This window comes from Paenibacillus sp. J31R34, assembly GCF_059383715.1.
Genome location: NZ_JBXENU010000002.1, coordinates 548,372 through 574,595 on the forward strand (window position 1 = coordinate 548,372; position 26,224 = coordinate 574,595).

General features: G+C 48.3%; 22 protein-coding genes. 7 read left to right on the forward strand and 15 right to left on the reverse strand.

All coding sequences use genetic code 11. From position 1 onward, the window contains the following. Positions 1 to 68 precede the first annotated feature (68 nt). The 5 genes from AC50YG_RS07735 to msrB all read right to left on the reverse strand — a co-directional run bounded on the left by AC50YG_RS07735 (position 69) and on the right by msrB (position 6,999). A complete protein-coding gene (locus AC50YG_RS07735; protein ID WP_473756594.1) occupies positions 69 to 1,679 on the reverse strand; it encodes a response regulator transcription factor in 1,611 nt (536 codons plus the stop codon). A 16-nt stretch (positions 1,680 to 1,695) separates the two neighbouring features. After that, entirely contained in the window at positions 1,696 to 3,447 is a 1,752-nt protein-coding gene (locus AC50YG_RS07740; RefSeq protein ID WP_494825914.1) for a sensor histidine kinase, read from the reverse strand. Between the two features lie 159 nt (positions 3,448 to 3,606). Further along, entirely contained in the window at positions 3,607 to 5,133 is a 1,527-nt protein-coding gene (locus AC50YG_RS07745) for a glycoside hydrolase family 43 protein (protein WP_494825915.1), read from the reverse strand. Between the two features lie 281 nt (positions 5,134 to 5,414). Then, positions 5,415 to 5,987 (reverse strand): nitroreductase family protein, encoded by a 573-nt coding sequence (locus AC50YG_RS07750; RefSeq protein WP_099521446.1) that lies wholly within the window; start codon positions 5,985 to 5,987, stop codon positions 5,415 to 5,417. 22 nt (positions 5,988 to 6,009) lie between these two features. Further along, on the reverse strand, positions 6,010 to 6,999 hold the full coding sequence (gene msrB, locus AC50YG_RS07755) for a peptide-methionine (R)-S-oxide reductase MsrB (protein WP_494825916.1): 990 nt from the start codon (positions 6,997 to 6,999) through the stop codon (positions 6,010 to 6,012). A gap of 262 nt (positions 7,000 to 7,261) precedes the next feature. Between msrB and AC50YG_RS07760 the strand changes: the two genes are divergently transcribed. Continuing rightward, on the forward strand, positions 7,262 to 7,690 hold the full coding sequence (locus tag AC50YG_RS07760; protein WP_473756599.1) for a hypothetical protein: 429 nt from the start codon (positions 7,262 to 7,264) through the stop codon (positions 7,688 to 7,690). Beyond that, positions 7,687 to 8,766, forward strand: coding sequence for a phosphodiester glycosidase family protein (locus tag AC50YG_RS07765; RefSeq protein WP_494825919.1), 1,080 nt, complete (start codon positions 7,687 to 7,689; stop codon positions 8,764 to 8,766). The genes AC50YG_RS07760 and AC50YG_RS07765 overlap by 4 nt, the downstream gene beginning before the upstream one ends. 87 nt (positions 8,767 to 8,853) lie before the next feature. Here AC50YG_RS07765 and AC50YG_RS07770 read toward each other — a convergent pair whose 3' ends face one another. From AC50YG_RS07770 to AC50YG_RS07785, 4 genes are all read right to left on the reverse strand, one after another. Continuing rightward, positions 8,854 to 10,245: an NCS2 family permease gene (locus AC50YG_RS07770; RefSeq protein WP_494825921.1), complete on the reverse strand. Its 1,392-nt coding sequence runs from the start codon at positions 10,243 to 10,245 to the stop codon at positions 8,854 to 8,856. A gap of 293 nt (positions 10,246 to 10,538) precedes the next feature. Then, positions 10,539 to 12,551 carry a carbohydrate-binding domain-containing protein gene (locus AC50YG_RS07775; RefSeq protein ID WP_494825923.1) on the reverse strand — a complete coding sequence of 671 codons (2,013 nt, stop codon included), beginning with the start codon at positions 12,549 to 12,551 and terminating at the stop codon, positions 10,539 to 10,541. A 128-nt stretch (positions 12,552 to 12,679) separates the two neighbouring features. Beyond that, positions 12,680 to 13,363 (reverse strand): DUF4956 domain-containing protein, encoded by a 684-nt coding sequence (locus tag AC50YG_RS07780; RefSeq protein ID WP_494825925.1) that lies wholly within the window; start codon positions 13,361 to 13,363, stop codon positions 12,680 to 12,682. Beyond that, positions 13,356 to 14,099, reverse strand: coding sequence for a polyphosphate polymerase domain-containing protein (locus AC50YG_RS07785; protein WP_494825927.1), 744 nt, complete (start codon positions 14,097 to 14,099; stop codon positions 13,356 to 13,358). Before AC50YG_RS07785 ends, AC50YG_RS07780 begins: the two co-directional genes overlap by 8 nt. 458 nt (positions 14,100 to 14,557) lie before the next feature. Between AC50YG_RS07785 and AC50YG_RS07790 the strand changes: the two genes are divergently transcribed. Next, on the forward strand, positions 14,558 to 15,235 hold the full coding sequence (locus AC50YG_RS07790; RefSeq protein WP_494825929.1) for a response regulator transcription factor: 678 nt from the start codon (positions 14,558 to 14,560) through the stop codon (positions 15,233 to 15,235). Next, a complete protein-coding gene (locus AC50YG_RS07795) occupies positions 15,235 to 16,554 on the forward strand; it encodes a sensor histidine kinase (protein ID WP_494825930.1) in 1,320 nt (439 codons plus the stop codon). Before AC50YG_RS07790 ends, AC50YG_RS07795 begins: the two co-directional genes overlap by 1 nt. Before the next feature lie 118 nt (positions 16,555 to 16,672). Here the strand turns inward: AC50YG_RS07795 and AC50YG_RS07800 are convergent, their stop codons facing one another. After that, positions 16,673 to 16,837 carry a hypothetical protein gene (locus AC50YG_RS07800; RefSeq protein ID WP_341281028.1) on the reverse strand — a complete coding sequence of 55 codons (165 nt, stop codon included), beginning with the start codon at positions 16,835 to 16,837 and terminating at the stop codon, positions 16,673 to 16,675. A gap of 223 nt (positions 16,838 to 17,060) precedes the next feature. Between AC50YG_RS07800 and AC50YG_RS07805 the strand changes: the two genes are divergently transcribed. Further along, positions 17,061 to 18,464 carry a prolyl oligopeptidase family serine peptidase gene (locus AC50YG_RS07805; protein ID WP_494825933.1) on the forward strand — a complete coding sequence of 468 codons (1,404 nt, stop codon included), beginning with the start codon at positions 17,061 to 17,063 and terminating at the stop codon, positions 18,462 to 18,464. Between the two features lie 101 nt (positions 18,465 to 18,565). Here the strand turns inward: AC50YG_RS07805 and AC50YG_RS07810 are convergent, their stop codons facing one another. Continuing rightward, positions 18,566 to 18,964, reverse strand: a complete 399-nt coding sequence (locus tag AC50YG_RS07810) for a DUF6979 family protein (RefSeq protein WP_494825935.1) — start codon at positions 18,962 to 18,964, stop codon at positions 18,566 to 18,568. Positions 18,965 to 19,156: 192 nt separating this feature from the next. Between AC50YG_RS07810 and AC50YG_RS07815 the strand changes: the two genes are divergently transcribed. Then, entirely contained in the window at positions 19,157 to 19,447 is a 291-nt protein-coding gene (locus tag AC50YG_RS07815; RefSeq protein WP_494825937.1) for a hypothetical protein, read from the forward strand. A gap of 418 nt (positions 19,448 to 19,865) precedes the next feature. On the opposite strand, the gene AC50YG_RS07820 is transcribed toward AC50YG_RS07815, so the two are convergent. Both AC50YG_RS07820 and AC50YG_RS07825 read right to left on the reverse strand, forming a co-directional pair. Beyond that, positions 19,866 to 20,786, reverse strand: a complete 921-nt coding sequence (locus AC50YG_RS07820) for an oxidoreductase (protein ID WP_494825939.1) — start codon at positions 20,784 to 20,786, stop codon at positions 19,866 to 19,868. A gap of 24 nt (positions 20,787 to 20,810) precedes the next feature. After that, positions 20,811 to 21,230, reverse strand: coding sequence for a MarR family winged helix-turn-helix transcriptional regulator (locus AC50YG_RS07825; protein ID WP_341281023.1), 420 nt, complete (start codon positions 21,228 to 21,230; stop codon positions 20,811 to 20,813). Between the two features lie 241 nt (positions 21,231 to 21,471). On the opposite strand from AC50YG_RS07825, the gene trhO reads away from it, so the two are divergent. Next, positions 21,472 to 22,365: an oxygen-dependent tRNA uridine(34) hydroxylase TrhO gene (gene trhO, locus AC50YG_RS07830; protein WP_494825941.1), complete on the forward strand. Its 894-nt coding sequence runs from the start codon at positions 21,472 to 21,474 to the stop codon at positions 22,363 to 22,365. A gap of 83 nt (positions 22,366 to 22,448) precedes the next feature. Here the strand turns inward: trhO and guaA are convergent, their stop codons facing one another. Together guaA and AC50YG_RS07840 are read right to left on the reverse strand one after the other, a co-directional pair. Next, positions 22,449 to 23,987, reverse strand: coding sequence for a glutamine-hydrolyzing GMP synthase (gene guaA, locus AC50YG_RS07835; protein WP_494825943.1), 1,539 nt, complete (start codon positions 23,985 to 23,987; stop codon positions 22,449 to 22,451). 183 nt (positions 23,988 to 24,170) lie between these two features. Beyond that, positions 24,171 to 26,156, reverse strand: coding sequence for a helix-turn-helix domain-containing protein (locus AC50YG_RS07840; protein WP_494826362.1), 1,986 nt, complete (start codon positions 26,154 to 26,156; stop codon positions 24,171 to 24,173). Between the last annotated feature and the right edge of the window lie 68 nt (positions 26,157 to 26,224).

Here is a 26,224-nt window from a genome sequence, read left to right on the forward strand (position 1 = left end):
ATTGTAGAGAATCCCCATCCCTGCTACTGCCCCGCAAACGACTTTTTGGTAAGCGTTTTCCGACCATTTCAATGGCCCTGCTTCTTGAGCTCATAATTTTGCCTGAATTCCAGCGGATTGAGGCCTGCGTACTTCTTAAACATCCTTGAAAAATGCGAGAAGTTCGCATAGCCTACGTGAACCGCTATCGCGCTGACCGGCATATCCGTCTTCATCAGCAGCTCCTTCGCTACAAGCAGACGTTCATTGAGCAAATAATCGGAAATGGACAAGCCCGTTTTCTTTTTAAAAATACGCGTTAAGTAGTCCGGGTTCAGGAACACATGGTTCGCCAGCTCCTCGCGCGTAATTTCCTTGTTCTGATTCAGCTTAATATAGGCAATGACCCGCTCGACTACCGTCTGCGTCTCTTCAACCGACTTTGCATAATCCGCCGCTTTGGTCACAATATGATCGATCCAGCCATACATATCCGTCACCGAACGGCTCGCCCGGCCCGAAAGCTCAATCGACTCGTCATCGCCAAACAATTGATGGGCTTGAATGCCCTTCAACTGGAGCATATAATACATCATTTGCAGAAAATCCTGGTGGAATGTATGCAGCCGCTTCGCATCAAGCGTTCCCAGCCGAATGCACTCCTTAAGATGAGCGTCTATTGCCGCGAGCAGCTTGTCCTTGGAGCCTTCCTTCAGCAGCACCGCCCACAGGCTTAAATCAGGCAGCTTCATCTCTGGCGTCAGGCTCGACCTGCCGCTAGTATGCAAGACGATATTGCTAAGCGCTACATTGTTCTGATCGAGGCCGGTTAGCCGCCTTGCCATCGCCGACAGCTGGTAGCTAGGCACGGGCTCGCCAATGTAACAGGAAAGATCGCAATAGAAATAGGCATTGGAGGCCGAAATAAACAAGGAGCAGGCATCTCGCAAAGCGGCAAGCTCCGGCTCGTCATTGATCTCCATTGGCAGCAGCGCAACGAGCTTGTCTTTTTCCCATTGCACCAAATGTCCGCTAGCGCCATGGTTCAAAATCGTCTCCTCTGCCGCATTGCGCAGGGCGATTTCCATAATTTTCTCATCGCGCACCGACAGCTTCTTGCGCCAGCGCTGAACCGAGATCAGAATGGGCAAATGCCGCAAATGCTCCATGTAGGGCAAATATCGCTCAGTAGCCGCTTCTTTAATGGAGGTTTCATAAGCTGGTATCGTCTGGTTCAGAATGTCCAGCCAAAACCGCTCCGTCATAATCGGCTGCTGCTTAAACCAGTATTGCCCGTATTCGCTGAACTGGGCGAGCTCGCTGTCCTTATTGATTTTGTCGGTCGCTTTGACAATAACCTTCTCCAGCTCCGCATAGGGGATCGGCTTGAGAATATAATCGAGGCTGCCGAGCTTCATCGCCTGCTTCGCGAATTCAAAGTCCGCGTGGCAGGTCAGAAAAACCGACTCTGTCTTCGGATATTTGTCACGCACCCACTCCAGCAGCTCCAATCCGCTGCCCTGCGGCATTTCAATATCGCACAGCATCAGATCGATGGACTGCTGGTCGAATATTTCCTTCGCTTGGCGGATATTATAGGCGGTATACACTTCGCTTACTTGAAGCTTGTCCCAATCGATGGCCGATTCAATCGCCTTGACCGCATGCACTTCATCATCGACAATGAGTACCGAATACATGTAAATTCCCCCTTCGCTAGCTATGTTCCGTTTCCGCATTCATCGGCAGGATGATTTCAACAATCGCCCCTCCACCGTGCGCATTGGCGAATGATATTTGCGCCCGGCCTTCATAGAGCAGCCGCAGCCGCTCGCAAATGTTCCAAATGCCAACCTGTCCGCCTTGTTCCCTTATTAATTTTCGGCCTTCCTGAAGCTGCTTCAATACCTCTTCATTAAAGCCTTTGCCAGTGTCCTGCACGACAATCCGCATTTTCGGTTCATCAGTTGTGTCCAGAAGCTCAATACGAATATGGATGTGCACCGCTTCATCCAGCGTTACGGCGTATTTGACAGCATTTTCAACAAGGGACTGAATAATGAGCGGCGGCAGACTGGCGTTCATCATATAGTCGGGCGCCTCGATGCTGCTTGTCAGGCTGTCCGGATAACGCAGCTCCTGAATGCGGACATAGTTGCTTACATGATCCAGCTCCTGCTTCAAGGAAACGAAGCTGAGGTTGCTGCGGAACATATAGCGGAAATAGCCCACCAAGCACAGCGTCAGCTCTTGAATCAGCTCATAATTGCGCACCTGGGCAAGGCTGTACATCATATTCAGGGAATTCATGAAAAAATGGGGATTGATTTGCAGCTGCAAATGCTGCAATTCCACCTTTTGCTTGCTGAGCTGCTCCTCGTATACATCAATACGCAGCTGCTGAATATCCGCCATCATCGTATTGAACGTTTCGTTAACTAGCTGAAATTCCTCGGCGCTAGGAGCGGCCTTGATACGGACATCCAGATTGCCTTCACGTATCCGCTTCATCGCCGCCAAAATCCGGTTCAGCGGGAGCAATATTTCCCGGCGCAGCATTAACAGGCCGAGCGGTAAAATGATGAGCGAGCCTAGCGCGACAAAGGTAATCAGGCTTCGCAAATAAGGGAGATTTTCAAGTATTTTTTCATCCGGTATAACGGCTACTAGATTAAAATCCCCTCGAAGCGAAGGGGCGCCTACGACAAGAAAGCGGGTTTGATCCCCGGTCATATAATAATTAGCCAAGCTATGATTGAGCTCAATGCCATGATCCTGAAACAGAGTAGAGGACGTTAGTGGGATTCCATCGCTCGTCGTCAACAGCGACTGCCCCTTTTCACCCAGATCAATCAATCCCAGCCCGCCAATTAATCGATTGGCATTAACCCAGGCACCAATATAGCTGCCGCCCGATTCCACGATATGATAAATATAATATTGATTATTCAACTGCGTAATTTTCCAATCGGCGGTGTGCAGCAGGCTCCCATTGTTGTCCTTGTCCATCATCACCTGGTTCAAAAAAAACCGCATTTTTTCCCGTTCTCCAAAGGGCCTGCTCACTTGCGGGCTAAGCATTAATTCCTTCTCCTGATCCGAGTATACGAAAAAAGCATCCATGCTTTTATAAATCGCCAGCGCCTGCGACAGCTTGTTGGACAGGCTGATTTTCGCCATATAATATTCATCCGGCTGCCTTGTCGTGCCCATTACCAGCAAATCCGGATCTACAGCGGCGATGCTATTCACATATTGATCTACATCCTCGAGGCTCTGATCGATCTGATCCATATACAAGGTCATCATATTCCGGTTCGAGTTTGCCACCTGATTGCGCACCACATCAATCGAATAAAAGCTGTTATACAGCAGCAATATAATGAGCGGCAGCGTAAATAGCAAAACGCTGGTGATTAATCTCGTTCGGATCGAGCTCCACGATAAAATTTTCAATCGACTGTTCATCCACAAAGCCCCCCGTTCTCCGCGACTACTTAGATAATGGGCCAACTGCTACGCCATTATCATGAAACTTAGCACGCTCTAGGAAGGAAGATCAATCTTTATCGGGAAATTTGTCGAAATCCTTGTCGAAAATCGCTCCCAGCTGCCATACGCTTCCTGCTATGCCTCTATTTCATATTTGAACCAGTCGAAATACGCTGGCGCTGTATTGATTTTCCCATTTCCCGTTGCATAAAGTCCGGCATATACACCTGTAAAGCCGCCAGCCACCTCTTTGGATAACATGGCACATTCTCCCGTTCCTAATACATGCGTCTGCCCATCTGGTGGCGAGTAGCTGAACGTATAATGCGTTTCATCAGCTTCTATGCCGAGTCTAATAATAGAGTCGCTATAATCCGCCGAGTGCTCGATCTTCCACAGGCTTCCGATCCGGCGGCGCAAAATCACCTGATTTTTCCCTTCCAGCCTTACGAGCGCAATTTCATAATGGAAGCGCTCATTCATGAGCACCGTCATCCCCGCTTCCTCTCCGCCCAGCTGCGGCTGAAAGGCCATTAACGTCGACCATTTTGCCTTAAAATGCTGCTGCCTCCGCCCAATGAATGCAGGCGACTCCGTATCATCGAGCGTGTGGGCGCTGCCCTGCAGCTTCAGCCAGCCGGGACGCTCCGAAAGCGACCAGCTTGCCTCTCTCGGATTGCGCAGAAAATTCCAATGCAGCGCCAGCTCCGGCTCATTGAAATCATCCAGCTCCTGCCAAGGCTCCTGCTCGCTGAGCGGCAAATTCGGCGCGTCCAGCTCCAATGCCGCCCGGCCGTTGTCACCAATAATTGGCCAGCCGTCCGCCGTCCATGTCACCGGTGCGCCAAACGTTTCACGGCCCAGGTGATGCGCCGCTGGGTAGCCGATCGGGCGAATGCCCAGAAACACCGCCCACCATTCCTGCTCAGTAATTTGGATAAGCTCGGCATGTCCCGTCGCCTGTACCGGGTTATCGGTGCTGCGCTGCGTCAAAATTGGATTATGCGGGCAGCCTTCAAACGGGCCATACGGCTCCTTGCTCCTCGCCGCAGTCACCATATGCCCGTATTCGGTGCCGCCTTCGGCAATGATGAGGTAGTACCACTCGCCAATTCGGTAAAGATGCGGCCCTTCAGGAAAGGAACCGCCTGTTCCTTGCCATATCAGCTTTCGCTCGCTAAGCAGGCGGCCCGACTGCAAGTCCAGCTCTGCCTGATAAATGCCCGGAAGCTCACCGCCAAACATGATGCTCGTTCCGGTAATATAGACTTTCCCATCCGTATCGAAGAGCAGCGATGGATCGATACCCGGCCATTCCTCCAGCCATACCGGTTCTGACCATGGCCCCTCCGGGTTGTCTGCCCAAACATAGAAATTTTTGAATACGGTTACATTTGTCGTGATCATATAGAAACGCCCATGGTTATATCGTAGTGTCGGCGCAAAAATCCCTCTGGAGCTTGGGCTGCCATGCAAGGGTACTTGGCTTTCTCTCGTCAGGCAGTGTCCGATTTGCCGCCAATTGACCAAATCCGTACTATGAAAAATCGGGACGCCCGGAAAATATTCAAATGAGCTCGTCACCAAGTAATAATCATCCCCCACACGGCACACACTCGGATCAGGATAAAAACCGCTTAATATAGGATTTGAAAAATGCATATTTAGTTCCTCCTCTTGAAGGGCAGTGACCAAACTCATGGTTATTCACCAGACTGCTCATCTGTTTTTCTTCATTGTAGTCTGGCCATCCCTCGCGATGCCGCCGCTTGGACGACCTATCACTGCCATTTTCACGACTTTTTTTATCAGCTGCACGGTACAAAGGCCGCTATTCCACGCCAAAAAGCCTCCCCTCCCCGCATGCTAATGCGGTTCAGGAAGACTTGTGCCTTGGGCTGTATGAATCTATCATTCAATTCATTCGATTGTTTGAAGGATAATTACCCTTCCAGCCATACCGTTTTGTCAGAAACGGACGTCCGCTTCGCTTCCAACGGCTGCATATCTGGATATCCGAGATAAATGAGGGCAACAAACTGCTCCTCCGCATCAAGGCCAAATGTATCCTTCATCAGCGGATGGTACATCGGCTCGCCTGAGCGCCAGATGGCGCCCAGCCCATTGGCATGGGCAGCGAGCAGCAGGTTTTGCACAGCGGCTTGCGCCGCCGCCAGCTCTTCCGCATAGACAGCGCGCGGGTCCTCTGCCGGCGAGCATACGACGCCAATGACGACAGGGGCACGATAGGCTTTAGAGCGCTCCTTCGCCAAGCGGTCCTCCAAAGCGGTACCGATGCCAGTCTCAAGCGAAGCAAGCGCAACACGCGCATACCCTTCGCCCAGCTTGGCACGTCCCTCTCCTGTCATGACGATAAACTTCCATGGCTGCGTATTATGGTGACTAGGCGCCCAACTGGCTGCCTCCAGCAGCTTTTCGATGAGGCGGCGATCAATCGGGTCCTGCTTGACTCTTCCGATTGTACGTCTTCCCCGTATAGCCTCTTCCACTTGCATGTCCAATCCCCCAATCCTCAAATTAAGCTTTCAACCAGACCGCGTACTCACCGTAGCCCTCTGCCTCAAGTTGATCCTTTGGAATAAAACGCAGTGCTGCGGAATTAATGCAGTAGCGCAAGCCGTTTGGTCCCGGGCCATCATTAAAAACATGTCCCAGATGCGAATCAGCCGCCTTGCTGCGGACTTCCGTACGGATCATAAAATGGCTAATATCGCGGTGCTCCGTTACTTTCGATTCCTGAATCGGCTTCGTAAAGCTAGGCCAGCCGCAGCTTGAATCAAACTTGTCGCGCGAGCTGAAGAGCGGCTCTCCCGATACGATATCTACATAGATGCCTTCTTCCTTATGATCCCAATATTCGCCGGTGAATGCCCGCTCGGTGCCGCTGTTTTGCGTCACTTCGAACTGAATCGGCGTCAGTCGATCTTTCAGCTCTCCTAGACTTTTCTTAAATTGCCAATGGTTTGCGAGAAAATCCTCGCGTCCAGAGCCTTTGCGGTAAGATTTGTAGCGCTGCGGATTTGAACGGTAGAAGCCTTGGTGGTATTCCTCCGCCAAATAAAAAGGCTCCGCCGGTTCAATCGGCGTTACAATAGGCTTATCGAACCGGCCGCTTGCATCAAGCGCCTTCTTCGAGGCTTCCGCCTTCTCCCGTTGTTCCTCGCTATAATAAAAGATGCCGGGACGGTACGAGTTGCCGCGATCCGCGAACTGGCCAGCCAGATCAGTCGGGTCGATCTGCTGCCAGAAAACATCAAGCAGCTTCTCATAGGGAAAAATCGCCGGATCAAATGTAATTTGCACCGCTTCAGTGTGGCCTGTCGTCTCCGAGCAGACCTGTTCATAGGTCGGATTCGGCACATGGCCGCCTGTATAGCCCGATACTACCTCAATAATGCCGGGCATCTCCTCGAATGGAGAAACCATGCACCAGAAGCAGCCTCCGGCAAATATCGCCTTTTCATATGATGGTGACTCATTCTGGTTTTCGTTCAATTCAACTGACATGTCTATACAGCCTCCTTTACAGGCTTGCTGCAGCCGCTGCTGCTATACAATCGCCTGACCCTTATTATACCTCAACTGCCAGCCTCCGCAAAAGGACAACAAGACCTGCGCCCTATTCTTTGTTACAATGTAGTGACACGCGCAACAAAATGGCTTTTTTTCCGTCCAATACTATAGCCGTATAAGTCAGGTTACGATTGCAGTTCGTTCAGCCTCGTTGCAGCACACAATAAGACTTTCAAAATGAGGTGAACGTTAAAATATGAGCAACTTGCAAGAAGCTGAGCTTTCCAGCCACCATGAGCCGCTGCGGCGGCGCAAACGGAGCAATCGCGCTTTTTTCGTATTCGTCATCATCTGGATCGTTCTCATTTCTGGCGGCGTCATGGGCGCCAAATGGTATAGCGACAAGATCCAGCATGACGTCGCCGCTGATCTGGAGCGCCAGACGTCCGCGCAAATCGCGGCGATGCAGCAGGACTACACCCAGCGGATGGACAAGCTGGAAGCTGCCTATAAGGAGGAGCTGGCCCAGCTCGATGCGAAGGTGGATGCCTTGAATGAGCTGCTGACCTTTACGAAGGACAATGCCGATTCCAAGACCGACAACAGCAACAAGCTGTATACCCAGCTTAATGAAGTGAAGAAGAAGCTGAACGAACTGCAAAAAAATCTGGATGTGTTGAAATGAATGTATCCGTAAAAGCACTGAATAGGACCATGCTGCTCGCGTGTACCCCTTTTCTTGGCATGCTGCTTTGGCTGCTGCTGTCGGAGGTGGTCGTTGAGCTGTCTACCGCAGCTTTTCCCGTTCACGAGGCTGAAGCGCAGCGGCAAGAGCCCGCAGCCTTCACCTCGAAGACAGCGGCGGGGCTGGAGCAGGCTCGTACAACAGCCGAGGCGACAGGAGACTTGATAAAGAAGGAAATCACGCTGTATAACCGGACAAATGCGGAGATGAAGCAAATCGCCAGCACCGCAGCTGCCCAAGCCCGCATACCGCTTGATATTTATGACCAGCTCATTACGAGCAAGCTTGGAGCGCCGTCGGCTACCGTTAATACGGACAAGCTTCGCGCCCAGCTCTTCCGTATCAAGACGCAAAACTTTCAAAGCTACGCGGTGAAAATCGAGCTGAAATCAGACGATGCGATGAAAATGGCGCTCGGCGGAGACAAATATGGCGGCGCGGAGACGACGCTCGCAGCAGTGAAGCGTCTCGGCGCGTATATCGGCATCAATGCCGGAGGCTTCGCAGACGCTCAGGGCGTTCGCTACCCGCTAAGCACGACGATGATTGACGGCGAATATGTGAATGGCTTTGAGCCATCATTTGCCGATTTATTTTTTGTCGGCTTGAATGAGGATAACGAGCTCGTAGGCGGGAAATTCACCAGCAAGGCGCAGCTCGACAGCCAGCATATGAAATTTGGTGCTTCATTCGTGCCTGTCCTGCTGCAAAATGGTGCCGCCATGCCGATTCCCGACAAGTGGAAAAATAGCCCGAAGCGCGCACCGCGCACGGTCATCGCGAATTACAAGGACAATCAGCTGCTGCTTCTCGTCGCCGATGGCTATAACGAGAATGGCAGCTCCGGCGCGACGCTGGAAGAGCTGCAAATTTTACTTAAGCGCTACGGCGCCGTTAATGGCTTTAATCTCGATGGCGGTGGCTCCTCGTCGCTGATCTGGAACGGCAGCGTCATTAATAGTCCTTCTGATCGCCAGCTCCGCAAGCTGCCAACGAGCTTCCTATTTTTCAAGTAATGGCTTGAACGAATTTCTCTATCATGATATAAACGCAAAAAAAGCGTTCAACCCTGCTGCATGAGCGGGTTGAACGCTTTTCGTTATTTATTCGCCGCCCATGAATACGTAGCGACAAATGACAAGCACGGCAAGTATCCACATGAGCCAGTGGATTTGGTATTTTTCTTTGGCTTTGCCTGACAGGTTGGCAACAGAGGCCAATACAACATAAGACACGATACCGAACGAAATGCCGTTCGCAATATTGTACGTAAATGGCATCAAGGCGAGCGTCAAAAATGACGGAATCGCATAAACCATATCCGTGAAATCAATTTCCTTAATCGACTGCATCATCAGCACGCCGACGATAATGAGAGCCGCATTCGTAGCTGCTGGAGGCACAAGTGCAACGAGCGGCGAGAGGAATACGGCGAGCAGGAAGCAAATACCCGTCGTAACTGAAGTGAGCCCCGTACGTCCGCCCTGCGCGATGCCTGAGGAGCTTTCCACATACGCTGTCACTGTGCTCGTACCGAGCATAGCCCCGCCGCTAACGCCGATAGCATCCACGAACATCGCTTTGCCGATGCGCTTCTTGCCTTCCACCGGATCTTTCATGTAGCCAGCGCGGTTCGCCGTGCCGACAAGCGTTCCGAATGTATCGAACAGCTCGACGAAGGTAAACGTCAGAATGACGGTCACGAGACCAACTTCCAGCACGCCAGGGAAATCAAAGTGGAACAAATTCATTTTTGAAAAATCAGGCACCCATGTTTGTCCGGTCAGCTTCTCGCTGACGTTTACCTGGCCGATAACAATCGCAATGACCGTCGTGAGCAAAATGCCCCACAAAATCGCGCCAGGGATACGAAGCACCATCATAATTCCAATAATGAACAGTGCTATAACCGTAAGCGCTACTGTGCCATTGTGCAGGCTGCCGAGGTGAATGACCGTCTCCGAGCCCGACACGTCGGTATATGCGCCCTTGCTTATGTCCGTGAAGCTGGATACGGCAATCGTCATAATGCCGCTGCCCTTAAGGCCGATAATCGCGATAAACAAGCCGATACCGACGGTAATCGCATGTTTAAGGCTGTCCGGCACGGCTGTAATCAGCATTTGCCTGATTTGAGTCACGGTCAAAATGATAAAGATAATACCCGAAATAAATACCGCTGTAAGTCCCATCGCGATGGAAATCGGCTTTCCAGTCGCCTGTGAAGAAATAACCGTAGCTGCGAAATACGCATTGAGCCCCATTCCGGGCGCGAGAGCTACGGGGAAATTAACGAACAGCCCCATGGCAATCGTGAAAATACCTGCTGACAGCGCCGTAGCCAAAAATACGGCTCCCCAGTCAAATCCGGCTGGTGTGAGCACAATCGGATTAACAGCCAGTATGTACGCCATGGTCATGAAGGTCGTCAGTCCTGCCATAATCTCCGTACGAATGTTCGTACCATGCTCTTTCAAGCGAAAAAATCGTTCCATCGCTAATCACTAGCCTCCCAAAGTCAAATTATACTGCCCACTGATGCATTATTTTTAGAAACTCATTTTAATCAATTGCTTCCTTGTTTGTCAATGATTTAAAACGAACATTTATAATGGTCACTCTTAAATCATTCGGTTTTCATTGCAATTCCTTCCCAAAAAGGCTGTGACCCCCTTCCATTCATCGTTGCTTTCCGTAAATGAAAGCGTTTGAGGAAAGGCGAATAACGGCAAAAAATGCCCCTTCGGATAGGATGTCCGAAAGGGCATTTTTTAGTATATTTTTGTGGTTATCGGCCTCCGCCTTGAGGTCTTCCTCCTCCACCTCCACCGCCGAAGCCGCCTCCGCTGCTGGCAGTCGTTACGCCGGATTCATTCAACCAAGTTACGCTGCTTGAAATTTCGAAATCGGTCACTTCCGTTCCGCCTGTATAGGCGCCATCCGTATACATGCCATCTGCATCGCTGCCGGTTGAGCTTCCACCTGTGTAGAGGGTGTAGGAACCGCCTTGCGCAAGCTCCGGTGAGCTAATCACTACGGATTGATAGTTTTTCGATGGCGCAAAGGTCATAATCGTATTGCCATCGCTATCTTGCAGATGGACTAGCGTACCCGCCTGCTGAGCCTCAGAGAACGTCATCGCGATGGTGGATTGACTGGAATTGTCAGCTGTGGCCTGAAGCATGCCTGAGCTTCCTGCTGCCACAAGCGTTCCTCCGCTAATGTCAAAGCTGCCATCGTAGTCCAATGAACCATTACCGTTGCCCGTTGGGCCATTCACTATAACCGTGCCGCCTGTCATCGTAATCGAGCCGTTCGAGTCTAGTCCATCGCCTGCTGCATCCACGGTCACATATCCACCGCTAATGGTGAGCAGGTTGCTGGAGGCTGCGCTGAACTGATCTGCCCGGCCTCCTGCCGCCTCGCTCGTTTCATCACTGCCGCCGGCTACATTGATGCCGTCATCGGAAGCAACGACATGCGTCTCGCCGCCGGAGATCGTAATATTTGCTCCTTCAATGCCTTCGTAACTTTTCGTGATGTTAATGCTGCCTCCGGCGATCGTCGTCAGTGCGTCAGCATGAATGCCGTCATCACCCGAAGCCATTTCTAGCTCTCCGCCTATTACCGTCACATTGCTGTTGCTGTGCAGGGCATCATCTGCTGAATCAATGGCGAAGGTGCCGCCGTTAACCGTCAGATCGCCGCCTGCCTTAAGCCCCTTCGCACTCGTTGATTCGGTTGCCGTAGTTTCTGTAGTGGCTGTCGCCGCTGCGTCGGTTGATGTGCCTGCTGCCGAAGTGGCATTCATTCCGCCTCTTTGCATGCCACCTGGGCCCTCTTCCTGCTTCACTTCACCGTTCACACTGCCTCCACCTGTTACGAGATTAAAGGTGCCGCCATCTACAATCAGCGCTGTTTCAGCTTGAATGCCGTCATTACCGGCTTCAATCGTAAATGTACCATCCGCAATCGCGATAAATCCACGGCCCTCATCGGTAGCATTCGTCGATTTAATGCCGTCTCCTTCAGCTTTAATCGTTACCGTGCCATCCGCGATCGCAACCATATCCTTACCGACAATGCCGTCATCCGCAGCCGTGATGTCGATGGTTCCAGATACGATTTTCAAATCGTCTTTGCTTGTAATTCCATCATTGTAGCTTGCGACTACCGTCAGCTTGCCCGTACCATTAATCGCCAGATCCGCTTTGCTGAAAATAGCTGCGCTTGGCTCATCCGTTGCAGCATCCGCGAATACGTAGGTATCACCATCGGAGATCGTGTTTTCCGTACCTTCCTGTAGCGTAAGGACTACATTGCCCGCTTCCTTGATGTAGATTCCAGCGCTGTCGTTATCATGAATGGCAGCTCCATTAAGCACGAGATGAACGTCTCCATCATCCTGTACATCCACTACAACTTGCCCGTTGCTCAGCGTTCCGCTGAGAACGTAGGTGCCGGCTGCCGAAATCGTTACGGAGCCGCCCGAAGCTTTTGCTCCTGAGCCAGTAACGGCAGCGCTTGTTCCATTCAGCTTGATCGTCGTGGACGTCTCGGCGCTCCAAGCAACAGCCTTTTCCGCCTCGTCAAACGTCACTACATCCGATACGGCAACACTGGCTGGCAATGCAGCAGCAGTGGTATCGCTGCTTTGTGAACTAGCGGCTGCGGTAGTAGCTGACGTAGTAACCGCTGACGTTGTTGTTGTTGTTGCTTGTGATGAAGTACTGCAAGCCGACAATACGACCGAGCAAATGAGCAAAACACCTAACATCTCGCGAAATTTATTCTTTTTCATATAAATCATCCTCTCAGTTTAGGTTGGTTTAAAATATAAGAATTCATAAGTTTCACCCTTATAATCCTCTTATATTTCACCGCGAAACGGTAGCTTTGCCGTCAGAAGACGGCGACAGCCGTTTACGCTTAATAGTCATTCATAGTTGGGCTCATTGTTAATGAGATATCCAGATTTCCGTTTCTGCAGCGAATCGCATCCAGAAATTCCTTTTGGTTCGTCTGCTCATCAATAGTAACGGTATAAACCAGCTCATATAAGCTGCCAAGTTCAGTCGTGCGGATCTTGCTTAGCGCATATCCTACCTTGAACTCAGCAAACACTTCAGCAAATGCTTCTTCATACCCGAGATTTTCCGGGATCGTTACTTTCAGCACTTTTTGCAGCGTCTTTCTTACGCCAAATTTAACGCGGTTAAGAATCACCATGAGTACACAAAGAATAATCGTGAACAATACCGCGTAACCGAATGAACCGACTCCGCAAGCTAGACCCGCTGCCATAGTGAACAATACAAAGGTGATGTCTTTAGGGTCGCCTGGCGCGCTTCTAAACCGGATTATGGAGAAGGCTCCTGCAAGGCTGAACGCTCGAGCGATATTGCTGCCGATAAGCAAAATGATAATCGCCACTATGACGGGCAGCAGCACCATCGTCAGTGTAAAGCTTTGCGAATAGCCATTCGGGTTCGTTTTCATATAGGTATAGCTGATCATTCCACCAAGAACAAGGGATAATAAAATCGTGATAACGGCTGTGCTAAAGGTCAAATCCGTTGTCGTGAGCGTTGAGGAAAAAAGAGAATCAAGCATAAAGGACACTCTCCATTTCTAGCTTGCTGTTTTTCAGCATTTTTTTATATTCATTGCCGTATTTCGAAAAGCTTGTGCGATACATCTGATGCTCCGACAGCATTCTCGACAGCCACATCGGGATCGTCTTCTCTGCCTTCACTTCCATGAGCCATTGTCCAGGCTCCAGCAGCGGTTCGCCATAATTGCCGCTCTCGAGCCTCAGATCATACCGCCGACAATTAATGTTCGTATCAAAGGTAATGCGGAGGTCACGATTCTCTTTGCTGAACAACGCTTTACGGTCATAACCCAGATACACTTTAGGCTGCAATTCATATTGGTGAAGAAAATAGGTGATTTCCTGCAGCACCTGCTTGTTCATGTACCCTTGCAGCTCCGGCTGAAGTCCTGTACGGACAAATTCATAGGCTTCGTTCAGCTTCAGTCCCGTTCTTCTTTTGTTAACAAGACCAAACACCTTTTTCTTAATTTCCAGATAAACCTTGGCATCCTCCTTAGGAGTGCCGTAAGCTCGGAGGCGAAGCTTTTCCTTATACTTCGGCTTGGACAGGCTGTTGCGAATCAAGGCATCATGCTCGGTGTCATAATACAGGTTGGTGATGGAGTAAAATTCATGCTGCTTGTTGTAATCGTCCAATTCCATATATTCCAGCAGTTGAAGGTAGAAGTTGCGGTAGGCTGCACTGTTGAGCAAATATTTGTTTTCATATCGGTTAAAAACCTCAATAGCCATATCGTTCAAATCCTCTCTATTTGGTCTCGCATGTTATTGGCTTGGCGATCTCGTTTGTGGTTTGCGTTATGTTCTCGCTTGCTATATTCGTATCTTAGTCCCCAAACCTTTAACGAAACTTAAATGAATTTACAATATTTTAATTTTAAAAAAGTGGTGAAAATGGGGCTGCACTGCATGAAAAGCTTGGCTGACGCTTCGCAAGGCCTGCCTTTTCATTCCGCTACGCCTTTTTCACCATGCTTTTAAGAAACCTTGTCAAACGAGGCCTTTCCGCTGCAAACATTAAGGTTGACTAAAGGTAATCCTGATATAATGGCCTTATTAAAAATATAGGAAGGGATATCATTTCGTTATCCTTTCTCTCTATTTCTCGGAATGAAACGCGCCGCGTCACCAAGGACGGCTTTCGGCCGTTTCACCTTGATACACAACCTATATATAAAGGATGACTGGCCATGAGAATTTTAATTGTAGAAGATGAGCTTCATTTAGCTGAAGCGTTGAGCCAAATATTAAAGAAGCATAATTACGCCGTTGACGCTGTCCATGATGGCGTTTCCGGGCTCGACTATGCACGAAGCGGCATCTATGATTTGCTGCTGCTTGATATTATGATGCCAGAAATGGACGGAATCAGCGTCCTTACCCAGCTTCGTAAAGAGGGCGTATCTACCCCGGTCATTCTGCTGACCGCAAAAGGGGAAATTACCGATATGGTGGCTGGGCTTGACCATGGAGCGGATGACTATATCGCCAAGCCTTTTTCATCGGAGGAGCTGCTTGCCCGAATACGAGCTGCACTAAGGCGCAAAGGCGAGGTGCTGCCGGAGGATGCGTTAAAGTTCGGAGATATCGAATTAAACACGGCGAATTTGAAGCTTTCCGTTAAAGATAAAGAAATAAAGCTCAATTTGAAGGAAAGTGCTCTACTCGAACTGCTGATCGTCAGGAAGCAGGCGATCACCTCCAAGGAGCTGATTATTGAGAAGCTATGGGGCTTTGACTCAGAGGCGGAGCACAACAATGTGGAGGTATACATCTCTTTTTTGAGGAAAAAGTTTACGTTCCTACATTCGACGGTACGCATTAACACGATTCGAAACGTAGGGTATGTATTAGAGGTGACTGCCTAATGTTCACGAAGCTCAGAAATCGGTTTCTTATCGTTAATTTGGTCATCATTTCGTTCGTCATGCTGATCGCCTTCGCCTCTATATACGTTATTACGTACCGTAATGTACAGGCAGATATCAACGATGAGATTCACCGGGTAGCTGATTTTTATCAGAAGCCCTCTGGCGGTTCTAATTCTTCCCCCTCCGGCAGGCACAAGGACGATTCTCCTTCTGCATCTATTAATAACGGAGCTATAGAGAGTGGACCCATGGATAGCGGACCTATGGATAATGGAGATTCAAGGCCGGAGCGTTCGGTTGCTTTTTCACTGAAAACAGATGCCGAGTGGAATATTACAAGCACGAATTCTCCATTTGCAGTAGACAATGCATTTTGCATCGCTGCTGTGCAGGAGGCCTCTACGGTGAATAAAAACACCGGACAGTTCAATTTAGATGGGAGCCACTGGGCTTTTATCAAGCAGCAGACCAATGAAGGATATAACCTGGTCTTCCTTGACGTCACCGCCCAGCAAGAGATTTTGACCAATTTAATTTATACGTTCTCTTTCGTTGGACTCGCGATGCTGATCATCTTGTTTTTCACCAGCCGTTTCTTCGCTAACCAATCGATCAGACCCGTGAAGGAAGCCTTCGATAAGCAGAAGCAATTTATCGCCGATGCTTCCCATGAAATGAAAACACCGCTTACGATCATTAACACCAATACGGATGTATTGCTCTCTAATAGTGAGGATACGATTCACAATCAGGCGAAATGGCTGCATTATATCAAATCAGAAACAGAAAGAATGACGAAGCTGACCAATGACCTGCTGTATTTAACGGAAATGGATGATTCCCGAGCAAACATGATCTATAGACAGTTCAATATGAGTGAAGCGGTTGAAAATATTATTTTAACGATGGAAGCTGTCATATTCGAAAAAAATGTGTCTCTGGATTATGAGATTGAGCCAGATTTGATGGTGCTGGGCAGCAGTGAGCAGATTAAGCAAGTCGTCATGATTTTGCTGGATAATGCGGTCAAATACACAAGCGCCAAGGGAACGGTTACGATGTCGCTCCAGAAGCAGCAAAACGATGTCGTGCTGTTGCTCACCAACACTGGTGAAGGAATTGCCGCTGAGCATCTGACCCGCATTTTTGACCGCTTTTACCGAACCGATTCCTCCAGGGCGCGCAAGCAAGGCGGATACGGACTTGGTTTGGCGATTGCCAAATCTATCATCGATCAGCATAAGGGGAAAATTTACGCGAAAAGTACAGTTGGCGAGTCAACCAGCTTTTATGTTCATCTATCTCGCGGGGATTAGGCGGGGGCTAGCGGCTAGCGGCTCCTGCGTGCGGCACCTCTAGAAACGCGTACAAAAAAGACTGATGACGGCTCATCAGTCTTTTTTGGCTATTTTGCAATCGTTAAGGTGTACTCGCCTATTTGGAAGCAGACTGGTCCGCTCCATCTGGTTGTGCGCTCTCGATTGAACTTTGGTTGCCTTGTAGTCGATTTAAGTTGTCCGCTGCTGCTGCGCCTGACGCCAATGTGCTGCTGAACATAATACTGATCATCAGCATACTTGCTGCTAATGTCTTTTTCATAATGGTAGCCTCTCATTTCTGTCCCATATTGATGTGAACAATACCTATTATAGACAAGCAACCTTAAATGGATATGAATTTTTGCGGAAATATTTATGAAGCTTCTCATACCTGTTGAATTGGAACATGGAGGGAGGCGCTTTATCCTTCAATTTTATTGTCATTTTATGGTTGAAGTGATACGCTTACTTAAAGCAGCCAATTGAAATGGAGGAGTATGATCATGAAGATGAACAAAGGATTATTTTCGAGCCTGCTTGTTTTGGCGGTTACCTCAACCAATTTTGCGTTCACAAATGTAAGCGCAAACAATTCAGATTCCAAATCTGTACAGCCTTCCTACTCGCTCATTGTGAAGGGCTTTGACTGGGGGCCAAGCGTGCATAAAATCGTCCTGAACACCGGAAGCACGATTCAAGGAAACTCGCTGGCTACTGACAGCTTCAAGGTATTGGTGGAGCGCAATTATCCCATGTTCAACTTCGAAACCCAAAGCTCCTATGACGGCTTCGATAGCGGCAGCAGAAAAATAACTAACACCTACCTTTCCGACGAGGAAGGCAATAAACTGGATCAGCAAACCGGCCGGTACATTACGATTGAGATGAGCGTTCATCCTGATCTTGCAACTGCAAGCACGTTTAACTATGATCTGCAAACCTTTACGAATCAATATGTGGATATTCAATATACAATCATTCAGCAGAAAGTGCTCAAGGATAATGCCGGAAACGCCATTAATGATTTGACAACGACGAAGGAAACTCCTCATACGGTCTTGGAACAGACTGTCGACAAATTTGATACAACAGGAAAATTCAATTATAAAGACTCTAAACATGGCAACATTGCGCTTACCTATGCCTCTTATGTGCCTGATTCCGACGAGAAGAAGCTCCCGTTAATTATCTGGCTCCACGGAGCTGGAGAAGGGGGAACCGACCCTCGTATAGCCCTATTGGGCAACCGGGTAACCGCATTAGCTGAAGACTCTGTACAGAAGTTTTTTGGCGAAGCAGCTGTTCTTGTACCCCAAACACCTACCTTCTGGATGAATAACGGAACCGGGCAATATACGCAGGATGGCAGCAGCATGTATACAAGCGCCTTGACGGCCTTAATCAAACAATATGTCAAAGACAATAAAGCGAATATTGATCCGAAGCGTATCTATATTGGCGGCTGTTCAAACGGCGGATTTATGACCCTTAATATGCTTCTTGCGAACCCTAATTATTTTGCAGCTGCTTATCCATCGGCAGAGGCCTATTTGGACTCTTGGTTAACTAACAGGGATATCGCCAAGCTTAAAAATGTTCCGATCTGGTTTACGGCCGCCGGAGCGGATCAAACCGTAGATACTTCAAAGAACACAACGCCTACCTATAAGCGGCTCATTGCTGCTGGTGCACCAGATGTCCATTATTCTTATTTTGACACCGTGCTCGACAAGAGCGGCCAGTACGTCAAAGGCAATGGAAACAACAATCCATATGAATACAATGGCCATTGGTCCTGGATTTATGTACTGAACAATGAAGTGTTGAGCGACTATAATGGCAAGCCTGTGAAGGTGGGCGGTAAAGCCGTCACCCTTATGGAATGGCTGGCGAAGCAAACAAAATAATGAAAGTTAAATTATAGGTAGACCTTTTCTTAAGGTGCGAATGCGTTAAAGACTTTGCGTAGCTGCGTATTCGCACCTGAGAAAATCTGCATACCCCTTTTTTACTCCTCGACGATTAACTTACTGTTCCATAATGCGAGTACAACATCCATTTGTGAATTGTGTTTCTTCTGAACACCTTTCATAACTTCCTTCCATAATCCTGACTTATCATTTATTAGTTCAGGCTGGCTTCGTAAAATCTGAACAGCACAAATGGCATATTGCTTATTTAACTGCGATCCATCAGTAACCGTGTATTTACCTTTATGTATACCATGCACTAGCCCTTCCTCACATAAACCAAGAAAGGAATTTTTAGGACACCTTTTTTTCTGTGAAGAAGTACCTTCGCCAAAAAGACTCGAAGCAGCTGAATTCCACGCAGTTAAGGGCTGAATATTGCCATCATCTAAAATGAGCCGCGCAGCATGAATGGCGACCACCCCATACTTGTTCATCCCTATCATCCTTTTCTGCTATAATCAAATAATTCCCAAAATTGTATTCCTCTCAAGCTTCGAACTAGCTATAATGCCTATATACAGGCTAACATATTCCAATACATTTGAGGCATCGTATTTGGCTTGAAGCAGCTTGGCAAACCGCGAGTGATTCAGAAATATGACTATGTACATAAAGGATGGTTGGTTGTGAAAAAATATACGGTTATCATCGTTCTATTCCTACTTGTAATAGCCGCGGTAACGGTTCCTAGCAAGCAGCAATACGCCGAGTGGCTGAAAGGGCACATCAAAGAGGAAAGCAACAGTTTAATTATCAATTTGGGCGTGGACCTACTCGGCACAACGATTATTGAGAAAGTAACCACTTGTCAAAGCTACGTAGTTTTAAGTGTATGCACAACCGAAATTAGTGAATCTGAAAAAATCACAGCTGCGGGATTGTTCAACAATTTCATCCCCTTGCAGTTTCCTAAGTAAGCTCATCACATCGCAAATATTAATAAGTTCCCTTGAGGCTGCGGTTTATCGCACACGGAAGGGAGTTATTTAAGCTTCGTGCATATTCTCCGCGGACACAGCAGACGCTATTTCAACCAAATCACGGGCTATGGCAGGAAATGCGGACTCAGGAGACGCTATTGCACTGCCAAACATGATTTTGACGTGAAAGAGCCATAACGGCTCCCCTGTCCGCTTAAGGTCTCAAATCGTCTCACATGTCAGAATAGCGGAAACTCAGTCCTTCAAAAAAGGAGTTAGCGCGCCCCGAGCTGCTTGCTCCCTGCAACACTCGCATGCGGCGGTCTTTAAGCCTCTTTTTAGCTTCCAGATGAGATTAGCCTCGGATAAGTGCTAAGTAAAAAGTAACCGCACAATTCTGATTGGCATATATACTCTAGTTGAACTTGTAAGAAACACCCGTTAAGCTTTCTGAAATATTCCATAACCGATTTGAAATATCAGCATCGTATAATTTATTAATAATCTCGGCACTCTTAGGATAACCTTTCCTGCCGCCTCTGCCATCCGGGCCTATATACTCCCCGCCCTTGATTGTAGGTGCTGTAGCAGCATACAAGGTAGGCAAAGCCCCCATATGTGCTGGTTGACTTAATAAACCCGTAAGCATACGCATGAATGTGTTGGCCTGTTTTCCTGAACCGAAGGAAAATAAATTGGTATTGGATATTCCCGGATGACAGGCTACGCTTGCCACATCTAAATGATTGGAACGCAGCTTATTTTGAAGCTCTCTGGCAAACATGAGATTGGCCAGCTTGCTTTGTCCATAAAACTTTATAGCGCTGTATCCCTTGGAACCGTCTAAATTGTCAAAATCGATAGCGGCATTATGAGCAGCTATACTGCTTACGGTAACAACTCTTGCATTTGGAGTCGAAATTAACGTTGGCAAGAGCAGGCCTGTCAGTGCAAAATGGCCCAAATGGTTTCCGCCAAACTGTGATTCAAAGCCATCCTTGGTCAAGCGAAGCGGCGGAATCATAATGCCTGCATTATTGATAAGAATAGACAGCGACTCATATTGATTCATAAAATCTGCAGCGAACGTCCTAACGCTATTCAAATCACCAAGGTCGAGCTGCATCGGTGTCACATGTGCACCCGGATAGAGCGACTTTATTTTGCCGACTGCCTCGCTTCCCTTCTCCATGTTCCGAACAGCTAATATAACCTTCGCCTTTCTTTCAGCTAGTGCTGCTGCTGTTTCAAAACCTAACCCGCTATTCGCGCCTGTAATAATGACTACTTGCTCTGACACATCTGTGATGTTGTCTTTGGTCCAAACTACGCTCATTTGTATGCACTCCATTTCTATTGTTTATAGCAGCTTGTTTAAAAGTGCAGCCATTGTCTGCATTTCTTCCAACGTCATCTTATTAAACATATTTTCCATGAGCCGATTAATTTCTTCTTGCGCTGTGGCTAAAATGTCTTTGCCTGTAGCGCTGATTTCCAACTGCACCACTCTGCGGTCCCGATGGCCCTCTGACCGGATGATATAGCCGTCATCAAGCATTTTTTTTGTAAGCAGCGTTATGCCGCCCGTCGTTATGTTTAGGTCGTCCGCCAGCTTAGAGGGTCTTTGAGGGCCTTTGTCATTTAATATTCCAAGTATTCTAATATGACTTTTTGAAAGTCCCACTTGATTGTTCTGATTCCAATCCTTAATCCATTTCCGCTCCAGTATCTCGAAGGTTTGAAATAGCTTGAGGTAATACTCGAGTTTCAAATTCTCCATTTCCACCTGCATCCTCTCTATACCTTCTGTCTATCTTATACATATCTTATAACTAAGCTATATTAAAGTCAATTACATCGTTATAGGTGGTTTCGAGCTTAATTTAGCAGAAAATGACTGGATTGGATTAAAAAACGATGTCATCCTAACGAAATTATAAGCACAGTTGGTGTTGTGAACATGTCCTATGTCTATTACAATATAATATGTTCTCAACTTAGTTACAGAAAGGAATTTGGCAATGAACAACCATTCCAATTATCAGGTCTTATTGTATTATAAATTTGTTGCGATCCCCGATGCGGAGCCATTCGCAGCCGAACATCTGGCTTACTGCAAGGAGTTAAACGTGCGAGGCCGCATTCTTATTGCGGACGAAGGCATTAATGGCACGGTTTCCGGAACGATTGAGCAAACCGAGCAATATATGCGAGACCTGCTCTCCAATCCGTTATTTGCCGATATGGTATTTAAGATTGATGAAGCTGATCAGCATGCATTCCCAAAAATGTTTGTCCGTTATAAAAAGGAGCTCGTTACTCTCCGCTACGACAAACCGCTTGATCCTAATACGTTAACTGGAACGCATTTGTCTCCCAAAGAGTTCCACGACTATTTGCAAAGAGAAGATGTCATCGTGCTTGATGGCCGAAGCGATTACGAATACGATCTCGGACATTTCCGCAATGCGATCAGGCCTGATCTTAAAACCTTCAAGGAATTTCCGGAATGGCTTCGCGAAAATATGGCGGATATGAAGGACAAGCCGATCATTACTTATTGTACTGGCGGTATCCGCTGCGAGAAGCTGACTGGCGTCATGCTAAGCGAAGGCTTCAAGGATGTCTATCAGCTTGATGGCGGCATTGTCACCTATGGCAAAGACGAGGAAGTTCAAGGAAAGCTTTTTGATGGTAAATGTTATGTGTTCGATGAGCGGATTTCGGTGACCATTAACCGCACGGATGAAGCTGTCGTCGTCGGAAAATGCTATCACTGCGAAGCTCCCGCGGAAACCTATATTAACTGCGCCGATGATACTTGTCACCGTCAGCATATTGTATGCCCGGACTGCGAGGAGACCCATCACGGCTTCTGCTCTATGGATTGCGAGGAGCATGTGACAAGCGTTTAATGGGTGCTGAATATAAAAAAACTCTCTTTCCATTGCCATTAAGCGCAAAAGAAAGAGAGTTTTTTGATTATGCTACGTTACGACTATTCCCACTCAATCGTAGCTGGTGGTTTAGACGTAACGTCATAAACGATACGGTTAACGTTGTCCACTTCGTTTACGATACGAACGGAGATTTTCTCAAGCACATCCCAAGGGATACGCGCCCAGTCTGCTGTCATTCCGTCAATCGACGTAACGGCGCGGATACCTACGGTGTAGGAATACGTGCGGGCATCGCCCATAACGCCTACGCTCTTCATGTTCGGAAGCGCAGTAAAGTATTGCCAAATTTCGCGGTCGAGACCAGCCTTGGCAATTTCATCGCGAAGAATCGCATCCGACTCGCGTACGATCGTCAGCTTCTCTTCGGTTACTTCGCCAAGCACGCGAATCGCAAGGCCTGGACCTGGGAATGGCTGACGCCATACGATGGCATCTGGCAATCCGCACTCGGAACCGACTTTACGAACCTCATCCTTGAATAGCGCTTTAAGCGGCTCTACAAGCTTGAATTTAATGTCTTCCGGCAATCCGCCGACATTGTGGTGGGACTTGATCGTTTGGGCTGTAGCTGTACCGCTCTCTACGATATCCGTATACAGCGTGCCTTGCGCCAAAAATTCAAAGTCATCGAATTTATCCGACTCTTCCTGGAAAACGTAAATGAATTCGTTGCCGATAATTTTACGTTTTTGCTCAGGATCGTCAACACCCGCAAGCTTGCTCATAAAACGCTCTCTTGCATCGATTTTGACAACCTTCATATCGAATTTGCCCACGAATGTTTCCATAACGCCTTCTGCTTCATCCTTGCGGAGCAAGCCGTGGTCAATAAACATACAAGTAAGCTGATCGCCGATCGCCTTGTGCAGCAAAATCGCAACAACGGAGGAATCTACACCGCCGGAAAGGGCGCATAGTACCTTCTTGTCACCAACCTGATCGCGAATATCGCGGATTGTATCCTCGATAAATGTCTCCATCGACCAGTTGCCGTCACAGTCGCAAATGTTGTAGAGGAAGTTGCGAATCATTTCATTGCCGAATACAGAGTGACGAACCTCCGGATGGAATTGCACCGCATAGAAGTGCTTGTCCGGGTTGCTCATTGCCGCAATTGGAGCATGCTCCGTGCTTGCGTCAACGTTGAAGCCTGTTGGCGGCTCTACTACGAGATCGCTGTGGCTCATCCATACGGTCTGGCGAGCGTCTAGGCCTTGCGTCAAACGGCTGTCCGGCGTAAAATCAACCTCTGCTTTACCGTATTCCCGTTTGCCTGCGCGCTCTACTTTACCTTCCAATTGATGCGACATCAGCTGCATGCCGTAGCAAATGCCAAAGATCGGAATTCCCAGATCGTAGATTGCCGGGTCAACAAGCGGCGAGTTCGTTTCGTATACGCTGGCTGGACCTCCTGAGAACACAATCCCTTTCGGCTGAATTTCACGAATGCGCTCAACCGATGTATTAAATGGCAGCAACTCGCTGTATACGCCCAAATCACGAATGCGACGTGCGATTAGCTGATTGTATTGTCCTCCGAAGTCCAGAACAATGATGATTTCATTTGGCTTGTTCATTACCGAGCCTCCCTCAATTAATGTAGTAATTATATATAAGGCGCTTTGAGCGAGTCAAGGCTGAGCGACGATAATCCTTCTTTTTTAAAGGAGAAGCGCCTCATATGGATAAAAAAGGTAGTATAACGGCGGTAAAAAGGACCTTCCATGACGGAAGGCCCCCTACAGAGCTGCTGCGCTGCTTTAAGATTTAACGAGTGCCTGGAGCACATCGTCCAGCTTCATGCTGTCAGCTGTTGGCCCATTCAGCATCCAATGTCTCGCTGATACTTTGTGCACATTGCCTTTTTTTACGGCCGGAATTTCCTGCCACACTTTCATTTGTTCGATTTCATCCAGTTCAGTCAAAGCCGTCTGAGCTTCTTCCTCCGAATCAAATGATCCGCCAACCGTCACAAATAAATGGTCAGCCGTTATTTCGGGCAGCTTCTCCAGCGACTCGCCTACTCCCCATATGCCCTCTTCTTCCTTCTGCTCCAATTCTACGACAGAGGCATCCGTAGCTAAGCCAACATCCTTGTAGACAAGGCTAGTGTATGCGAACGCCGGGAAAAAGACCTGCACATCGCTTTGAGACGGGCGAATAAACGCGACGGAATTATTGGCGCCTACAGCCTTCGCAACAGCTTCTTTGGTTTGCTCCAGCTTCTCATTGTACGCATCAATGACTGCCTGAGCTTGCTCTTCCCGATCGATGGCTTTGCCGATAGCTGCCATGGATGTTTTCCAGTCACCACGATCGTAAACGATCGTTGGAGCGATTTTGCTCAATTTTTCATAACTTTCTTTATCGGTCGGCAGCAAATGGGCCATAATCAAATCCGGCTTCGCATCCAAAATAGCCTCATAGTTCAAGCTGTCTGGCGTGTAAATGGCCGGAATGTTTTTCTCCTGCAGCGTTTCATATAAATACTGGCCCTTCATCGCCTGTGCCTGCACAATAGGTGCGTCAAGCGCCAGCAAAATATCCTCTAGGCCACTTGCCGCTATTCGCTGCGGGTTAACCGGAATTTCCGTCTCGCCCATTACATGCTGTACAACCTTGGTTTGCAGCGCTTGCTGCACCGCGCTGTTTTCCCCCGTTGCCGACGCTTCTGCCGTTATCGAGCGATCATTTACGGCCGCAGAACCTGCGCACCCGCTGAACAATAGAGCCATGCAAAGCAGCATAACAGCAGCCATCGACAATTTTAATTCCTTATACATTGCTAAATCTCCCTCTCCAACTGGTTGATAACTATTATCATTGTAATTGTAGCTGTGGGTTGGATGGGGGACAATGGCTTGCCCTGACCGATGAAATGGATTATTCTGAACTAATTTGCCGCTTGAGGCTCGGGAGCGGAAGCGAAGCGGCGGCAATCCGGTATGCTTTTTGAACACACGGCTAAAATAATACACATCCAGATAACCGGTGCTCGCCGCAATTTCCTGCAGCGTAGCTTGCGTGTCCGAAAGCAGCTGCTTGGCGTGATCCATGCGAACTTTTATCAAATAGTCGTTCGGCGTCGTTGCCAGCTGTTTTTTGAATAAACGCGACAAATAGCTGGCACTGCAGCCTAGCAGCCCTGCCAGACCTTCAACTGTAATCGGCTCCGGGTAGTTGTCTTCGATATAACGAATCGCCTGCCATACCAAGTCTGGCCGAATTGCGGCAATTTCCTGAGCCGTAAGCTGGCCCATCAACTCATGCACAAACTGATAAAGCAGCCCCTTCGAGCCCAGCTTGTCCAGCATGCTTAGCTTGCCCCAGCTTTCCTCCATTTTCCGCACAATCGTATGCAGCGCAAGCGGGTTCTGCGGAGCAAAGCCGTATTGGATTTGAAACGGATTGCTGTGCTCCATTAGCTGCTGAAGCTTTCGATTGCCTTGACCAGCCAAATGTCCTTTATAAAAAATAAGATCGTATTCGATTACATCCGCTGACGGAACAATGTTTAGGCACATCCCCTTGCCACCATGCAGCAGGCGAAAGCGCTGGGCAGCATAGTTCTCCCCATCCAGTGTCACCAACGCTTGTCCGCGCGTTATCCATATAAAGCTGCTGGAAGGCAATAAATAGCCGCGCAGCTCTTCATTTTTCCCCAAAGCCACATGCCTGATATCAAGCAATTTAACAGTCGCTTCATGCCACAACAACAGCTGGTCATTCCAGTTCATACGATTCATTCGATTCACTCAATTCACATCCCGATACAGATAAGCGTTATCTGTCCTTTTAAGCTCCATTTTATTAT

Coding starts and splice junctions, on each gene's coding strand:
- trhO (WP_494825941.1), top strand. CDS start 21,472: ATGAACAACCATTCCAATTATCAGGTCTTATTGTATTATAAATTTGTT.
- AC50YG_RS07735 (WP_473756594.1), bottom strand. CDS start 1,679: ATGTATTCGGTACTCATTGTCGATGATGAAGTGCATGCGGTCAAGGCG.
- AC50YG_RS07800 (WP_341281028.1), bottom strand. CDS start 16,837: ATGAAAAAGACATTAGCAGCAAGTATGCTGATGATCAGTATTATGTTC.
- AC50YG_RS07775 (WP_494825923.1), bottom strand. CDS start 12,551: ATGAAAAAGAATAAATTTCGCGAGATGTTAGGTGTTTTGCTCATTTGC.
- AC50YG_RS07820 (WP_494825939.1), bottom strand. CDS start 20,786: ATGAGCGTAGTTTGGACCAAAGACAACATCACAGATGTGTCAGAGCAA.
- AC50YG_RS07770 (WP_494825921.1), bottom strand. CDS start 10,245: ATGGAACGATTTTTTCGCTTGAAAGAGCATGGTACGAACATTCGTACG.
- AC50YG_RS07740 (WP_494825914.1), bottom strand. CDS start 3,447: ATGAACAGTCGATTGAAAATTTTATCGTGGAGCTCGATCCGAACGAGA.
- AC50YG_RS07765 (WP_494825919.1), top strand. CDS start 7,687: ATGAATGTATCCGTAAAAGCACTGAATAGGACCATGCTGCTCGCGTGT.
- AC50YG_RS07790 (WP_494825929.1), top strand. CDS start 14,558: ATGAGAATTTTAATTGTAGAAGATGAGCTTCATTTAGCTGAAGCGTTG.
- AC50YG_RS07760 (WP_473756599.1), top strand. CDS start 7,262: ATGAGCAACTTGCAAGAAGCTGAGCTTTCCAGCCACCATGAGCCGCTG.
- AC50YG_RS07795 (WP_494825930.1), top strand. CDS start 15,235: ATGTTCACGAAGCTCAGAAATCGGTTTCTTATCGTTAATTTGGTCATC.
- guaA (WP_494825943.1), bottom strand. CDS start 23,987: ATGAACAAGCCAAATGAAATCATCATTGTTCTGGACTTCGGAGGACAA.
- AC50YG_RS07825 (WP_341281023.1), bottom strand. CDS start 21,230: ATGGAGAATTTGAAACTCGAGTATTACCTCAAGCTATTTCAAACCTTC.
- AC50YG_RS07780 (WP_494825925.1), bottom strand. CDS start 13,363: ATGCTTGATTCTCTTTTTTCCTCAACGCTCACGACAACGGATTTGACC.
- AC50YG_RS07840 (WP_494826362.1), bottom strand. CDS start 26,156: ATGAATCGTATGAACTGGAATGACCAGCTGTTGTTGTGGCATGAAGCG.
- AC50YG_RS07810 (WP_494825935.1), bottom strand. CDS start 18,964: ATGAACAAGTATGGGGTGGTCGCCATTCATGCTGCGCGGCTCATTTTA.
- AC50YG_RS07805 (WP_494825933.1), top strand. CDS start 17,061: ATGAAGATGAACAAAGGATTATTTTCGAGCCTGCTTGTTTTGGCGGTT.
- msrB (WP_494825916.1), bottom strand. CDS start 6,999: ATGTCAGTTGAATTGAACGAAAACCAGAATGAGTCACCATCATATGAA.
- AC50YG_RS07750 (WP_099521446.1), bottom strand. CDS start 5,987: ATGCAAGTGGAAGAGGCTATACGGGGAAGACGTACAATCGGAAGAGTC.
- AC50YG_RS07745 (WP_494825915.1), bottom strand. CDS start 5,133: ATGCATTTTTCAAATCCTATATTAAGCGGTTTTTATCCTGATCCGAGT.
- AC50YG_RS07785 (WP_494825927.1), bottom strand. CDS start 14,099: ATGGCTATTGAGGTTTTTAACCGATATGAAAACAAATATTTGCTCAAC.